Origin of the sequence: Thermobispora bispora DSM 43833, assembly GCF_000092645.1 — a bacterium.
Lineage (GTDB): Bacteria > Actinomycetota > Actinomycetes > Streptosporangiales > Streptosporangiaceae > Thermobispora > Thermobispora bispora.
In genome coordinates, this window is record NC_014165.1 from 1,847,991 (window position 1) to 1,861,868 (window position 13,878).

12 protein-coding genes are annotated in these 13,878 nt (G+C 74.1%); 9 read left to right on the plus strand and 3 right to left on the minus strand.

Annotated features, from left to right (window positions below; translation table 11 throughout):
- The first annotated feature begins 337 nt into the window (after window positions 1-337).
- Genes TBIS_RS07960 through TBIS_RS07975 form a run of 4 tightly spaced genes read left to right on the plus strand, consistent with a single transcriptional unit; the run spans window position 338 to window position 5,359 of the window.
- Complete coding sequence (locus TBIS_RS07960; RefSeq protein ID WP_013131846.1) at window positions 338-1,945, plus strand: ABC transporter substrate-binding protein; 1,608 nt, start codon at window positions 338-340, stop codon at window positions 1,943-1,945.
- A complete protein-coding gene (locus TBIS_RS07965; RefSeq protein ID WP_013131847.1) occupies window positions 1,942-2,883 on the plus strand; it encodes an ABC transporter permease in 942 nt (313 codons plus the stop codon). The genes TBIS_RS07960 and TBIS_RS07965 overlap by 4 nt, the downstream gene beginning before the upstream one ends.
- Window positions 2,883-3,719: an ABC transporter permease gene (locus tag TBIS_RS07970; RefSeq protein WP_013131848.1), complete on the plus strand. Its 837-nt coding sequence runs from the start codon at window positions 2,883-2,885 to the stop codon at window positions 3,717-3,719. Before TBIS_RS07965 ends, TBIS_RS07970 begins: the two co-directional genes overlap by 1 nt.
- A complete protein-coding gene (locus TBIS_RS07975; protein ID WP_013131849.1) occupies window positions 3,716-5,359 on the plus strand; it encodes a dipeptide ABC transporter ATP-binding protein in 1,644 nt (547 codons plus the stop codon). The genes TBIS_RS07970 and TBIS_RS07975 overlap by 4 nt, the downstream gene beginning before the upstream one ends.
- A gap of 94 nt (window positions 5,360-5,453) precedes the next feature.
- On the opposite strand, the gene TBIS_RS07980 is transcribed toward TBIS_RS07975, so the two are convergent.
- Window positions 5,454-6,545, minus strand: a complete 1,092-nt coding sequence (locus tag TBIS_RS07980; RefSeq protein WP_013131850.1) for an ADP-ribosylglycohydrolase family protein — start codon at window positions 6,543-6,545, stop codon at window positions 5,454-5,456.
- A 120-nt stretch (window positions 6,546-6,665) separates the two neighbouring features.
- Here TBIS_RS07980 and TBIS_RS07985 point away from each other — a divergent pair, with 120 nt between their 5' ends.
- Window positions 6,666-8,288, plus strand: a complete 1,623-nt coding sequence (locus TBIS_RS07985) for an acyl-CoA synthetase (RefSeq protein ID WP_013131851.1) — start codon at window positions 6,666-6,668, stop codon at window positions 8,286-8,288.
- A 582-nt stretch (window positions 8,289-8,870) separates the two neighbouring features.
- Here the strand turns inward: TBIS_RS07985 and TBIS_RS07990 are convergent.
- Window positions 8,871-9,356 carry an OsmC family protein gene (locus TBIS_RS07990; RefSeq protein ID WP_013131852.1) on the minus strand — a complete coding sequence of 162 codons (486 nt, stop codon included), beginning with the start codon at window positions 9,354-9,356 and terminating at the stop codon, window positions 8,871-8,873.
- Window positions 9,357-9,972: 616 nt separating this feature from the next.
- On the opposite strand from TBIS_RS07990, the gene TBIS_RS07995 reads away from it, so the two are divergent.
- The 3 genes from TBIS_RS07995 to TBIS_RS08005 all read left to right on the plus strand — a co-directional run bounded on the left by TBIS_RS07995 (window position 9,973) and on the right by TBIS_RS08005 (window position 11,914).
- Window positions 9,973-10,485 carry an NADPH-dependent FMN reductase gene (locus TBIS_RS07995; RefSeq protein WP_013131853.1) on the plus strand — a complete coding sequence of 171 codons (513 nt, stop codon included), beginning with the start codon at window positions 9,973-9,975 and terminating at the stop codon, window positions 10,483-10,485.
- Window positions 10,486-10,489: 4 nt separating this feature from the next.
- Window positions 10,490-10,996, plus strand: coding sequence for a flavin reductase family protein (locus tag TBIS_RS08000; RefSeq protein WP_013131854.1), 507 nt, complete (start codon window positions 10,490-10,492; stop codon window positions 10,994-10,996).
- A gap of 165 nt (window positions 10,997-11,161) precedes the next feature.
- On the plus strand, window positions 11,162-11,914 hold the full coding sequence (locus tag TBIS_RS08005; RefSeq protein ID WP_013131855.1) for an SDR family oxidoreductase: 753 nt from the start codon (window positions 11,162-11,164) through the stop codon (window positions 11,912-11,914).
- A 108-nt stretch (window positions 11,915-12,022) separates the two neighbouring features.
- Here the strand turns inward: TBIS_RS08005 and TBIS_RS08010 are convergent, their stop codons facing one another.
- The gene (locus TBIS_RS08010) at window positions 12,023-12,856 is read right to left on the minus strand and encodes a PaaX family transcriptional regulator (protein WP_206771196.1); all 834 of its coding nucleotides are present in this window, start codon (window positions 12,854-12,856) and stop codon (window positions 12,023-12,025) included.
- 107 nt (window positions 12,857-12,963) lie between these two features.
- On the opposite strand from TBIS_RS08010, the gene TBIS_RS08015 reads away from it, so the two are divergent.
- On the plus strand, window positions 12,964-13,875 hold the full coding sequence (locus tag TBIS_RS08015; RefSeq protein WP_013131857.1) for an SDR family oxidoreductase: 912 nt from the start codon (window positions 12,964-12,966) through the stop codon (window positions 13,873-13,875).
- Window positions 13,876-13,878: the final 3 nt, after the last annotated feature.

The window sequence follows — 13,878 nt, forward strand, 5'->3', positions numbered from 1 at the left end:
GCACCCGACACCGGCGGGGCGGGGGATCCGGCCGGCGGGGCGGGGAGCCGGCCCGCACCCCGGGTCCGGGGCCCGGACGACCCCCGGGACCGGGCGGCCGGCCGCCCCGGAATACCAGGCAAGACCATGGTTGACAGGTTTTCCGGCAATACCTACTTTTTAAATCGGAAATACCGCTGATTTCCGGTGGACGTACGCCCTGCGACGCCGTCCCACCGCACCCGAACGCAGGGCGTCTCCCGGCCTCCGGCGCCCGGCCCGGCCGCGCACCGGAGGCCGGGGCACCGCCGCACCGGCGGCCGCACGGAACGACGGACCCGACAGCAGGAGAACCACGGTGAAGCTCATCAGGGGATCGCTGCCCCTCGTCCTCCTCGCCGTGCTCACCGCGTGCGGCGCGCAGACGCCGGCCGCCTCGCCCGGGACCTCCCTGACGTGGGCGATCGAGACCGAGCCGATCACGTTCAACCCGCACCAGTGGTCGCAGAACAAGGCCCGGCTGCTGGTGTTCAACCAGTTCGACGCGCTCGTGGCGCGCGACGCGAACGGGGAGTTCATCCCCTGGCTCGCCAAGTCGTGGCGGGTCTCACCCGACGGCAAGACCTACACCTTCGAGCTGCGGGACGACGTGACCTTCCACGACGGAGAGCGGTTCGACGCCGCCGCGGTCAAGGCCAACCTCGACAAGCTCCGCGAACCCGGTTACAACCCCACGGTCGCATCCATCCAGCTCCGGTGGCTGGACAGGGTCGAGGTGGTCTCGCCCACCACGGTGAAGATCACCCTGAAGCGGCCGGACGGGCTCTTCCTCGACTTCCTCGCCTCGCCGTACGCGGCGCAGGTGTCCCCCAGATCGCTGCGGACGGCGAAGGACCTGAAGGCCGGCGGCCCCGACGTGGTCGGCACCGGGCCGTTCATCCTCGACCGCCACGTCCGCGGCCAGGAGGTGCGGTACCGGCGCAACCCCGCGTACCGCTGGGCCCCGGCGAGCGCGGCCCACCAGGGGCCCGCCCACCTGGCGGAGATCACCTACCGGTTCCTCCCCGAGGGCGCGGTCCGCGTCGGCGCGCTCACCTCCGGCCAGGTCCAGGTCATCGAGGGCGTCCCGGCGACCGACATCGCCTCGATCGAGAACGACCCCGAGCTCACCCTGCAGACCGCGCTCAACTCCGGCAGCGCGTTCTCCTACTACTTCAACACCTCCCGCCCCCCGTTCGACGACAAGCGGGTACGGCAGGCCTTCCGCGAGGCGGTCGACCTCGACGCCGTGCTCGAGTCGGTCTACCGGGGCACCGCCACCCGGGCGTGGAGCATCGTGGCCCGGTCGAGCCCGTTCTACGACCCCTCCCTGGAGGGCGCCTTCGGCGGAGACGCCGCCAAGGCCAACGCCCTGCTCGACGCGGCCGGGTGGACCGGGCGGGACGCCGAAGGCTACCGCGTGAAGGACGGCGAACGGCTCACCGTCCGGCTGGTCCAGTCGGCGCCGTACGTCCGGGACCGCCGCGACGTCCTCGCCCAGGCGATCCAGGCCCAGGTCAAGCAGCGCGCCGGCATCGACCTGCAGATCCGGCTCGTCGACCAGGGCACCGCCCAGGAGGCGTTCGACCGCAACGAGTACGAGCTCTTCGAGAACTCCCGCGGCGACACCGACGCCGGCGCCGCGCTCAACCTGATCCTCCCCAAGGGCGCGGCGATCAACCGCCACCACTTCACCGACCCGAAGATCGACGAGTGGCTGGCGCAGGCCTCGGCGAGCTCCGATCCCGAAGTCCGCAAGAGGCTCTACGCCAAGGTCCAGCGGGCCGTCGTCCTCGACGAGGCCATCGTCTTCCCGCTGTACGTCCCGTCCGACCAGATCGCCGCGCACAAGAGCGTGCAGGGCCTCGGTTTCGACCCGGTGTCGGGCACCCCGCAGAGCGCCTACGACGTACGGATCGGCACATGAGACCGCGACCGCCCGCGTGGCTCGCCCCGGTGGCCCGGCGGCTCGGCACGGGCGTCGCCGTGCTGTGGACCGCGGCGACCGCCTCCTACCTCGCGCTGTGGGCCGCCCCCGGGGACACGATCGACATCCTCATCGGCGACGGACCGGACACCCCGGAGATCCGCGCGCAGATCATCAAGGAGTGGGGGCTCGACCGGCCGGAGATCGTGCAGTACCTGAGCTACCTCGGCCGGCTGCTCCAGGGCGACCTCGGCCGCTCGTACCTCCTGCAGCGCGGGGTGGGGGAGATCCTCGCCGAGCAGGTGTGGCCGACCGTGCGGCTGACCGCGGCGGCCTCGGCGATCGGAGTGGCGCTCGCCCTGGTCCTCGCCGTGGCCACGGCCGGGCGGGCCGCCTGGGCGCGCCGGCTCGTCTCGGCCGCCGAGCTGGTCTCGGTCTCCGTGCCGCCGTTCGTGATCGGCATCGTGCTGCTGTTCGTCTTCTCGTTCACCCTCGGCTGGTTCCCGGTCACCGGCGCCGAGGACCCGGCCGCGCTGGTCCTGCCCGCGACCGCGCTCGGCCTCTCGATCGCCGGGGTGCTCGGCCAGGTGCTCCGCGAAGGGCTGGAGCGCGCGCTCGAGCAGCCGTTCGCGGTCAGCGCGCGGGCGCGCGGGATCACCGAGCGGGCCCTGGTCGCCCGGCACGCGCTCCGCCACGCGCTCCTCCCGGCGGTCACCCTCGCCGGGTGGTTCACCGGAGCGCTGCTCGGCGGGGCGGTGGTCACCGAGACGCTCTTCGGCCGCCCCGGCCTCGGCCGGGTGACGCTGGACGCCGTGGCCGGCAAGGACATGCCGGTGGTCATGGCCGTGGTCATCCTCTCCGCGCTCGTCTACGTGACGATCAGCACCCTGCTCGACCTCGCCTACCGGCTCATCGACCCGCGCCTGAGGAGCGGATGATGGCGACCGCCGCACTGCCGTCCGCCCGGCCCCGCCCGCGGCCCGGGCTCATCCTCGCCGCCCTCGTGCTCGCCGTGCTCGGTGTCGCCGTCGCCCTGCCCGGCGTGATCACCGATGCCGACCCGCTCGCCGGCGACCCGGCGCTCGCCCTCGCCCCGCCCGGCCCCGAGCACCCGTTCGGCACCGACCATCTCGGCCGGGACGTCCTCGCCCGGGTCGTCCACGGGGCGCGCCACTCGCTCAGCATCGGGCTGTTCGCCACCTCGGCCGCGGTCGCCGCCGGCGTGCTGCTCGGGCTCGCCGCCGGGCTGGCGCACCGGTGGATCGACGAGGCGCTCGCCCGCCTGTTCGACGTGCTCTCCACCTTCCCCGAGCTGCTGCTCGCCCTGCTCGTCATCGCGATCACCGGCCCCGGCACCTGGAACGTCATCCTCGCCATCGGGATCGCGCAGATCCCCACCTACGCCCGGGTGGTCCGGGCCCAGACGTTCGTGGTCCGCCGGGCCGGATACGTCGAGCAGGCGGTGATCTTCGGCCACTCCCGGGCCCGGATCATCGCCCGGCACGTGCTGCCCAACGCGCTCGGCCCGATCCCGGTGCTCGCCACCATCGGGCTCGGCCAGGGGGTCATCGCCGCGTCCGGGCTGAGCTTCCTCGGGATGGGCCCGCAGCCGCCGGCGCCCGAGTGGGGGGCGATGCTCTCCGAGGCCCGCGACTACCTGCGGGTCGCCTGGTGGGAGGCGCTGTTCCCCGCCATCGCCATCACCCTGGCCGTCGTGTGCCTGACCGCCGTCGGGCGGTATCTGCAGCGTCGCTTCGAGGGGAGGACGCCATGACCGAGCTCGCCGTCACCCGCGTCACCGGCAGCACCGCCCACAACCCGCTGGTGGCCGTCGAGGACCTGCGCGTCTCCTTCCCCCGCGCCGGGGTCGAGGCCGTGCGCGGGGTCTCGCTCACCATCGCCCCCGGGGAGTGCGTCGCCCTGGTCGGGGAGTCGGGCTCCGGCAAGAGCGTCACGGCCCGCTCGCTGCTCGGCCTGGCCGGGCCGGGGGCCGTGGTCCGGGCGGCCAGGTTCGAGATCGGCGGCCGCGACGCCCGCGCGTTCACCGCCCGCGACTGGCGGCGGCTGCGCGGCCGGTTCGCCGGGCTGGTGCTGCAGGACGCGCTCGTCTCCCTCGACCCGCTGCGCACGGTCGGCGCGGAGATCGCCGAGGTGCTCGCCACCCACCGCGTCGTCCCGCGGGCGGAGCGCGCCGCCCGGATCCGCCGGCTGCTCGGCGAGGTGGGCGTGCCCGAGCCCGGGCTGCGGATGCGGCAGTACCCGCACCAGCTCTCCGGCGGGCTGCGGCAGCGCGCGCTGATCGCGTCGGCGATCGCCGGGGAGCCCGACCTGATCATCGCCGACGAGCCCACCACCGCGCTCGACGTGACCGTGCAGGCGCAGATCCTCCGGCTGCTCGCCGCGCGGAAGGCGGCGGGGACCGCGCTGCTGGTGATCAGCCACGACCTCGCCGCGGTCGCCTCGATCGCCGACCGGATCCTGGTGATGCGGGACGGGACGATCGTCGAGGAGGGGACCGCCGCCCGGGTGCTGTCCGCGCCCGGGCACCCGTACACCCGCGCCCTGCTCGCCGCCGTGCCCTCCGGGGTGTCCCGCGGCACCCGCCTCACCGCCCCCGGGCACCCGCTCCCGCCCAGGTCGCCCGACCGGTCGGCACCGGTGCTGACCGCGTCCGGCCTCTCCTTCGCGTACGGCTCGCGCACCGCGGTGGACGGGGTGTCGTTCACCCTGCACCGGGGGGAGACCCTCGGCATCGTCGGCGAGTCCGGGTCGGGGAAGACGACGCTCGCCCGGCTCGTCCTCGGCCTGCTCACCCCGCGCGCGGGCGAGGTGCGGCTGCACGGCCGCCCGTGGAGCGGCGTCCCCGAGCGCGAGCGGCGCCCCCGGCGGCGGGCCATCCAGCTCATCGCGCAGAACCCGCTGGAGTCGTTCGACCCCCGCCACACCGTGGCCCGGCTGCTCGCCGACCCGCTCGCCCGGCTGCCGCGCGCCGAGCGCCGGGCCCGCGTGCTGGAGCTCGCCGACATGGTCGCCCTGCCCCGGGACGTGCTCGACCGGCGGCCGCGCGAGCTGTCCGGGGGCGAGCGCCAGCGGGTCGCGATCGCCCGCGCGCTCGCCGGCGACCCCGACGTGCTCGTCTGCGACGAGCCCGTCTCCGCGCTGGACGTGTCGATCCAGGCCCAGGTGCTCGACCTGCTCGCCGAGCTTCAGGCGGCCCGCGGCACCGCCCTGCTGTTCATCTCCCACGACCTGGGCGTGGTCCACCACCTCAGCGACCGCGTGCTCGTCATGAGGGACGGCCGGGTCGTGGAGGAGGCCGACGCCGATGAGATCTTCTTCCGCCCGCGCCACCCGTACACCCGGGAGCTGCTCGCCGCGGTGCCGCGGCTCGGCGCCGCGGTGGGGCAGGGGTGACCCGCCCGGCCGTCCCCCGTCCGGCGCGGCCGAGCGGCCGCCGGGGCGCTGAGCCGTACGGCACGGCGACGCCGGCTCGGGGGAGCCGGGCCGCTCAGCAGCCCGGGTACGCGTCCCAGGGGACCCGGCCGCCACTGATCACGGTGGCGAGGTCGTCGGCGAGCCGGGTGATCGTGTCCCGCCCCTCCACGCGGTCCAGCCAGTGCCGGGGGAGCGCCTCCTCGCCGTACGCGGCGCCGAGGAGGTTCCCGCAGATCGCGCCGGTGGAGTCGCTGTCGCCGGAGTGGTTGACGGCGAGCAGCAGCGCCCGCTCGACGTCGCCCTCGCCCGCCAGCGCGCAGTAGACGGCGATGGCGAGCGCCTCCTCGGCGACCCAGGCGCCGCCGAGCCGCTCCACCGTCTCCGGCGCCGGGTCGGCCCCTGCGGCGAGGTCGAGCGCCTGACGGAGGCGATCGCCGGTCTCCTCGTGCCCGGGGTGCTCGGTGAGCAGGCCGACCGCGCCGGAGACGGCCCGGTCGAGCGGCTCCCCCTGCGCGAGCGAGAAGACGATCGCGGCGAACGCCCCGGCCGCCAGGTAGCCGGTGGGGTGCCCGTGGGTGATCTGGGCGCACTCGGCCGCGTTCCGGAAGGCGGTGCGGGCGTCGGGCGCGGCGAGCCCGAACGGGGCCGAGCGCATCACGGTGCCGCAGCCCTTGGAGCCGGGGTTGACCGGCCCGGGCTCGCCGAGGGCGGCGGGCCCGGGGAACTCGCTGTGCAGGCCGGACATGCAGGTGTTGCCGGGCGCGCGGCGGGCGTACAGCCAGGTCTGCTCGCGGAGCCAGCCGGTGCGGACCGGCTCGTCCGCGGGCGGCGGGGAGAAGTGGAGCTGGGTGTCGAGCCAGCGCAGGTAGGCGTGCCGGACGACGTGCACCAGCGCGCCGCCGGTCCCGCGCTCCCGCTCCCCCACCCGGGCGCGGATCAGCCCATCCACGGTGAAGAGCGTCATCTGGGTGTCGTCGGTGATCAGCCCCACCGCGCCGTCACCGCCGGTGACGAGGCCGGTCACCCCGGCGGGGCCGTACCGGGCGCGGATGGCCGCCAGCGAGTCGAACTCGACGGGGGCGCCGAGCGCGTCGCCGATCGCGCCGCCGAGGAGGCAGCCGCGCACCCTGCTCTGTAACGAGACGTCGGTCCCGGTGTCGCTCACGGTCTCTCCTTTCGCCGGTGAGACGACCGTACGCGAACCGGCAGATCTCCGCCCCCTCTTGGCAAATGGGCGTCACTTATTACTCTGTTCCGCAAATTTCGGACTCTTGCGGGAGTGATGATGACAGCTGCTGGTTCCTCGGCGCTTCCCCCGTCGACCGCCGTCGAGGTCGCCCTCGCCCGCCGTCAGTCGCTCGCGGACCTGCTCCGGCGTTCGGCCAAGCGGTACCCGGACAAGCTCGCCGTGGCCGACCGCACGGGCGCCCGTACCTACGCCGAGCTCGACGAGGACGCGTCGAGGATCGCGAACGCCCTGCTCGCCAAAGGCGTGCGCCCGGGTGAGCGGATCGCGCTCCTGTCGCGGAACAGCATGGACTACGCCCGGACCATCTTCGGGGTGGCGCGGGCCGGTGCCGTCCTCGTGCCGATCAACTTCATGCTGGGGGCGCAGGAGGTCGCCTACATCCTCGAGCACTCCTCCGCCATCGGGCTGATCGTGGAGGAGTCCCTGCTCCCCGTGGCGCAGGAGGCGGCCAAGGCGAGCGGCACCCTGCGGTTCCGCATGGTGTACGCGGACCAGCCCGTCGAGGACTGGGAGCCGTTCGCCTCCCTGCTCGAGCATGAGGACGCCACCGAGCCGGCCATCCCGATCGGCCCCGACGACCCCGCGCAGATCCTCTACACCTCCGGTACCGAGTCCCGGCCGAAGGGCGCCGTGCTCTCCCACCTCGCGCTCATCTCCCAGTACGCGAGCTGCATCGTCGACGGCGGCATGGAGTCCAGCGACGTGGAACTCCACGCCCTGCCGCTCTTCCACTGCGCCCAGCAGCACTGCTTCCTCGTGCCGGACATCTACCTCGGCGCCACCAGCCACATCCTCCCCGGGCCCGACCCGGCCGCGGTGCTCGAGGCGATCGAGCGGCACAAGGTGACCAAGTTCTTCGCCCCGCCCACGGTGTGGATCTCGCTCCTCCGCCACCCGGACTTCGACCGGCGCGACCTCTCCTCCCTCCGCAAGGGCTACTACGGCGCGTCGATCATGCCGGTCGAGGTGCTCCGGGAGATCGGGGAGCGCCTGCCGAACGTGCGGCTCTGGAACTTCTACGGCCAGACCGAGATGGCCCCGATGGCCGTCCTGCTCCGGCCGGAGGACCAGATCCGCAAGGCCGGCGCGGCCGGCAAGCCCGCGCTCAACGTCGAGACCAGGATCGTCGACTCCGACGGCAACGAGCTGCCCCCGGGCGAGATCGGGGAGATCGTCCACCGGAGCCCGCACGCGATCCTCGAGTACCTCAACGACCCGGAGAAGACCGCGGAGGCGTTCCGCGGCGGCTGGTTCCACTCCGGCGACCTCGGGGTGATGGACGAGGAGGGCTACATCACCGTGGTCGACCGGATCAAGGACATGATCAAGACGGGTGGGGAGAACGTGGCGAGCCGGGAGGTGGAGGAGGTCCTCTACCAGCACCCGGCCGTCGCCGAGGCCGCGGTCGTCGGGGTGCGGCACCCGAGCTGGATCGAGGCGGTGGTCGCGATCATCGTGCCCAAGCCGGGCATGACCGTGACCGAGGAGGAGATCCGGGCGCACGCCCGGGCGCACCTCGCCCCGTTCAAGGTGCCCAAGGCGGTGGCCTTCGCCGACTCCCTCCCGAAGAACCCGAGCGGGAAGATCCTCAAGCGGGAGCTGCGGGAGATGTACGCCGGCCTCGCCGACCGGATCCCCGGCTCCGGCTCCCGCGCCTGACGGTTGCGCGCCCGCCCGGCCGGGCCCGGGTCGCCGGGCCGGCCGGGCGCGGCGTCCGCCCGCCATCCGGCCGGCGACGGGCCGCGATCGTGTCCGGACGCGCCCTCGCCGATCCGCCGGGCGGCGCGGACCCGCCCGGCACGCGCTCCCGGCCGGGCGGCGGTACGGCCCGGCCGGTCAGCCCGGCTCGGTCCCGGGGGCGGGCGCCAGCTCGAACTCGAGGGAGACCCGCAGCTCGCCCCGTGGCCGGCCGGTGGCGCAGCCGTACCGTCACCTCGGGGATCCGTCTCCCGAGCTGGCCGACGGTGTCCACCAGGGGAGTGATGTCCCAGCGGCCGGCGGCGCGGCGCAGGAAGAGCGCGAGGCGGTGACCGAAGTCGCGGCGCACGGGCTCGTCGTCGCGCGTGTAGCGCAAGGTGATCTCGTGGGTCTCGCTCTCGTCGATCGGCAGGGCCCCGCCCGGGGCGGCCCGGCCGCGGTCCTCCGTCCTCCGGTCACCGTCGCTCATCATGGCCGGTGCGGCGCGGCGTGCCGCTGGGCGGCGGCCGGCCGCGCCTTCCCTCCCTCCAGGGAACGTCGCCGTCACCTCTGACACGGCATACCCGCGCCTCCGGGGGAGTGGCGGGGCGGCGGCTCGCACCGGACCTGGAGGGCGGGGTCGTCCTCGGCGGTACGGACCTTGATCCCGACCGCCGGGGGTGTCCGCAGGGAGCTGCAGAGCGCGCAGTGCTCCAGGGCGTTGCGGAAGGACTCCCGCAGCCCGCGGGGCATCGCCGGGGCGTCGACCGTCAGCTCGACCCGGGCGATCCGGGCGGGGGCGACCTCCAGCTCGTAGCGGGCGGTGACCTCGACCCCGGCGGGGAGCTGGCAGCGGTGCAGGTAGCGCTCGGCGCAGTGCGCGATGGCCGCGGCGATGCTCCCCACGAACAGGTCCACCGGGCTGGGGCCGGTGTCGCCGCCCCCGAAGTCGGCCGGCTGGTCGACGGGCACGGTGTGGCGCCCGGCGTGGATGACGAACCGGTCGCCGCCGTGCCAGGTGATCCGCAGGGTGTGCTCGGTCCGCGTCACGGCCGCTCCATGGGTCCCCGGGGCTCCTACCAGCCTCTTACCCCGCCGGTGGCCCTCGTGGGGCGGGGGAGCGCGGCCGGGGTCATGCCGGATTCCGCGGACCGCGGGCGGGAATCGCCGCATGGTGCGATGGAAGTAACCCTACTTTGCAAGTAGGAAATATTGACTATACGCCGGTATGGGCATAGCGTGATGACCATGAGCGATGGGCTTTACCTGACGACGCGGCCGTACGTGGACCTCGGTCACACGGCGAGCGCGCAATGTCCGGCCGCTCGCTAGCCCACGCACCGGCCATCGCCGGGCACCCCGCGTCACCGCGCCCGCGGTGAAACGGCGGCCACCCCGGCGTCCGGACGCCGCGACAGACCCGCTGCACGCGCCGCCTTCCACCACCGCGGCACCACGCCGCCCGCGCGGCCACGGCCACCTGAGCCGCGCGGCCGGCGCACCCCCGTCACCACCACGATCGCGCCCCGGCGCCATCCCGCCGCCGAACGCAAGGCCCACCCCACCCGCAGGCGACCCTTCCCCACCCGTGCCCGGCACGGCGGCCGCCCGGAACCGCGGGGCCGATCGGCGGAGCACACCCCACATCGAGGAACGAGGAGCTGACATGAGCGGGATCGTCACCCTGGTCGGCAACCCGCGAGCGCAATCCAAGACCCGGGCCGTGGCGGTCGAGGCCGCCGAGGCCATCGGCCGCCATACCGGTCTCGCCGCCGAAGAGGTGGTGGACCTATCCGCGATCGCACCGCAGCTGTTCTCGCCCGGCCCGTCCCCCGGGGTGGAGGCGGCCCTCGAGCTGGTCGCCGGGGCGAGCGTGCTGGTGGTGGCGAGCCCCACGTACAAGGCGAGCTACACCGGCCTGCTCAAGGCCTTCCTCGACCGGCTCCCGCCGAACGCCCTCTCCGGCACGGTCGCGCTGCCGTTGCTCGTGATGGGCGACCCCCGGCACGCCCTCGCCGTCGAGCTGCACCTCCGCCCGGTGCTCGTCGAGCTCGGCGCCACGGTGCCCACGCCCGGCCTCGCCGTCGTGGAGGCCGAGCTGCCCGACCTGGCCGACCTGCTCAAGCGGTGGGCGGAACAGGTCGCACCCCAGGTGACCGCCGCGACCGAGCGCAGGTGAGAACGTGACCGAGACCATCTCCAGAACCGCCGTCGACGCCACCAGATTCCGCCAGGCGCTGTCCGTGCACGCCGCGGGCGTCGTGATCATCACGGCCCGGAGCGAGGGGGTCGCCGTCGGCCTGACCGCCACCTCGTTCTCCTCGGTCAGCCTCGACCCGCCGCTCGTCTCCTTCTACATCGGCCGGGAGTCGGCGACCTGGCCCTGGCTGCGCCAGGCCGACCTGTTCGCGGTCAACATCCTCGCGGGCCACCAGGCCCAGCTCGCGGCGCGGTTCGCGCGCAAGGGGATCGACCGGTTCGCCGCCCCGACCCGCTGGAGCCCCGGGCCGTACGGCACGCCGCTGCTCGACGACGTCGCCGCCCACCTGATCTGCACGCCGTACGAGACCATGCCCATCGGCGACCACTACCTGGTCGTGGGGCTCGTCACCGACGTGAGCGTGCACGACCCCAGCCACCCGCTCCTCTACCACCGGGGCCGGTTCGGCAACTTCGTCCCGCAGACCTGACCGGGGCGCCGCGCGGGCCCGGGCGGCCATCGCCTCCCGCGCCGCACCCGGCCCGCACGGCGCCGTACCCGGTGCCCCGGCCCCGGGCTGAGGCCCCGGCATGTGCGATGATCGGCTCGGATCGATCCGCACCGCCCGCGGCGGAGGCCGGCAGGAGGGTCAAGCATGTCGAGGTTCGCTGGCAAGGTCGCCATCGTCACCGGGGCCAGCCGGGGCATCGGGTTCGCCATCGCGGAACGGCTGGTCGGCGAGGGCGCCCGGGTCTGCATCACCGCGCGGAGGCCGGAACCGCTCCAGGAGGCCGCCGACCGGTTCGGCGGCCCGGAACGCGCCATCGCCGTGCCGGGCAAGGCGCACGACCCGGAGCACCAGGCCGAGGCGGTCGCCCGGACCCTCGACGCGTTCGGGCGCATCGACGTCCTGGTCAACAACACCGGCACCAACCCGGTGTACGGCCCGCTCCTCGACCTGGAGCTCGAGGCGGCGCGGAAGATCTTCGAGGTCAACGTGCTCGCCGCGCTCGGCTGGGTGCAGCACGTGCACAAGGCCTGGTTCGCCGGCCACGGCGGGGCCGTGGTGAACGTCGCCTCGGTCGCCGGGCTCCGGCCCGCCACCGGGATCGGCATGTACGGTGCGAGCAAGGCGGCCCTCATCCACCTGACCCAGCAGCTCGCGGTCGAGCTCGCCCCGGCGGTGCGGGTCAACGCGGTGGCGCCTGCGGTGGTGAAGACGCGGTTCGCCACCGCGCTGTACGAGGGCCGCGAGGCCGAGGTCGCCGCGGCCTACCCGCTCAAGCGCCTGGGCGTGCCGGGCGACGTCGCCGGCGCGGTGGCGTACCTGGCCTCGGACGAGGCGGCATGGGTCACCGGCCAGACCATCGTGGTGGACGGCGGGATGACCTGCACCGGCGGCGTGTGACCGCGGGACGCGCACGCCCGCCTCTCACCGGCCGGCCGCGGGCCGGGACGCGACCGCCCCGTGGGCGGGCCGGTGGGCGCGCATCCCGCCGGCCGGGTGCGGACCCGGTCAGACGGCCAGCTCGTCCAGCACGGTCCGCGCGATCACCCCGGCCCGTGGCTCGTACGCCCGGGCGAGGGTCTGGAAGACCCGTTCGGCCCGGATCGCCGGCCAGTCCGCGGGCAGGTGCTCGGCGGGCAGGTGGGGATCCTGGCGGACCAGCTGCAGCCAGTCCGTGTGCAGGAGGAGCTGCCGGGCGAGGTCGTCGGGGGCGGAGGGGAGCGGGTCGCTCGTGTCCCAGCGGTTGAGGAAGGCCCGGTAGCGCGCGGCGATCTGGTCGGTGTCGAACGCCTTGCGCACGAGATCGGCCGACTCGGTGGGCTTGGCCGCCCGCGCGGTCAGCACGGTGACGTGGTCGCCGAGGTCGAGCGGCTCGAGGATCTGGGCGACGTCCTTGACCCCCGGAGCGATCCACACGCCGTTCTGGAGCAGGCCGAAGCCGGCCCAGATGAGCCGGGAGCGCAGGTCGTGCCGGGTGCTGCGGCGGCTGTCGGGGAGGGAGAACCCGACGATCGTCCAGGTGCCGTCCCAGTCGCGGTTGACCGCCCCGGTCTCCCACACCCGGCGCCGCCCGTCCTCGAGGATCGCGCTGGCGCGCGGGGTCAGGCCGAAGTACATCTTCCGCCCGCGGCGGTGCCGTTCGAGCAGGCCCCGCTTCACCATGCGGGCGAGCGTGGAGCGCACCGCCTCCTCGGACACGCCCAGCCGGGCGAACACGTCGATGATGCTGCCCGAGTAGATCGCGACCGGGCGCCCCAGCACGTAGATGCCGAGGAAGCTGAACATCAGCGACTGCGGGCGCGGGGACGGCGGTACCTGCCCTGATGCCTCGTCTGGGTGCACAGCTCGAGGGTAGACGGCGCACGACGTTCGGCAAAATCTTGACGGCTGTCAGAAATATGCAGCATATTGAATCCCGTTCTATTCCTCTCTACCCAGGGGTGAACCGCATGGATCTTTCCGGCAAGGTCGCCATCGTCACAGGTGCCGGTCGCGGGCTCGGGCGCGCGTACGCCGTGGCGCTCGCCGAAGCGGGCGCGGCCGTGGTGGTCAACGACGTGAACGCCGAGACCGCGGCGGAGACCGTCGCCGCCATCACCGGCAAGGGCGGCCGGGCCGCCGAGGTCGTCGCCCCGGTCGGCTCCTCGGAGGTCGCCCAGCGGCTGGTCGACACCGCCGTCGAGAAGTTCGGCCGGCTCGACGTGATGATCACCAACGCGGGCATCCTGCGGGACCGGGTGCTGTGGAAGATGTCCGACGAGGACTTCGACGCGGTCATCGACGTCCACCTGCGCGGCACGTTCACCTGCGCCCGCGCGGCCGCGATCCGCATGCGCGAGCAGGGGACGGGCGGCCGCCTGATCCTCATCTCCTCACCGGCCGGGCAGCGCGGCAACTTCGGGCAGACCAACTACGCCGCGGCCAAGGCGGGCATCGTGGCCATGGCCCGCACCTGGGCGATGGAGCTCGCCAAGTTCCAGATCACGGTGAACGCCGTGGTCCCGGCGGCCGCCACCGAGATGACCAAGACCATCCCGGGCCTCACCGAGATCATCGAGGAGGCCGAGCGGACCGGCCGGCCGCTGCCGGACTGGCTGCGCAAGGGCATGGGCCTCGGCACCGTGGACGACGTCGCCGGGCTCATCGTCTTCCTCGCCTCGGACGCCTCGGCCGGGATCACCGGCCAGGCGATCGGCATCGGCGGCGACAGGCTCTCGCTCTGGACCCACCCCACGGAGAAGGCGGTGGCCTTCCGCGAGGGCGGGTGGACCGCCGAGGAGATCGCCGCCTCCTGGCAGACCACCGTCGGCGCCCAGCCCGAGACCTACGGCATCCCCGCCCCGAAGATCCCGGAGGCGTGAGAT

What these genes read in the sequence shown, in the direction of transcription:
- TBIS_RS07965 (WP_013131847.1), top strand. Translation starts at nt 1,942, where the DNA reads ATGAGACCGCGACCGCCCGCGTGGCTCGCCCCGGTGGCCCGGCGGCTC.
- TBIS_RS07970 (WP_013131848.1), top strand. Translation starts at nt 2,883, where the DNA reads ATGGCGACCGCCGCACTGCCGTCCGCCCGGCCCCGCCCGCGGCCCGGG.
- TBIS_RS07975 (WP_013131849.1), top strand. Translation starts at nt 3,716, where the DNA reads ATGACCGAGCTCGCCGTCACCCGCGTCACCGGCAGCACCGCCCACAAC.
- TBIS_RS07985 (WP_013131851.1), top strand. Translation starts at nt 6,666, where the DNA reads ATGACAGCTGCTGGTTCCTCGGCGCTTCCCCCGTCGACCGCCGTCGAG.
- TBIS_RS07995 (WP_013131853.1), top strand. Translation starts at nt 9,973, where the DNA reads ATGAGCGGGATCGTCACCCTGGTCGGCAACCCGCGAGCGCAATCCAAG.
- TBIS_RS08005 (WP_013131855.1), top strand. Translation starts at nt 11,162, where the DNA reads ATGTCGAGGTTCGCTGGCAAGGTCGCCATCGTCACCGGGGCCAGCCGG.
- TBIS_RS08015 (WP_013131857.1), top strand. Translation starts at nt 12,964, where the DNA reads ATGGATCTTTCCGGCAAGGTCGCCATCGTCACAGGTGCCGGTCGCGGG.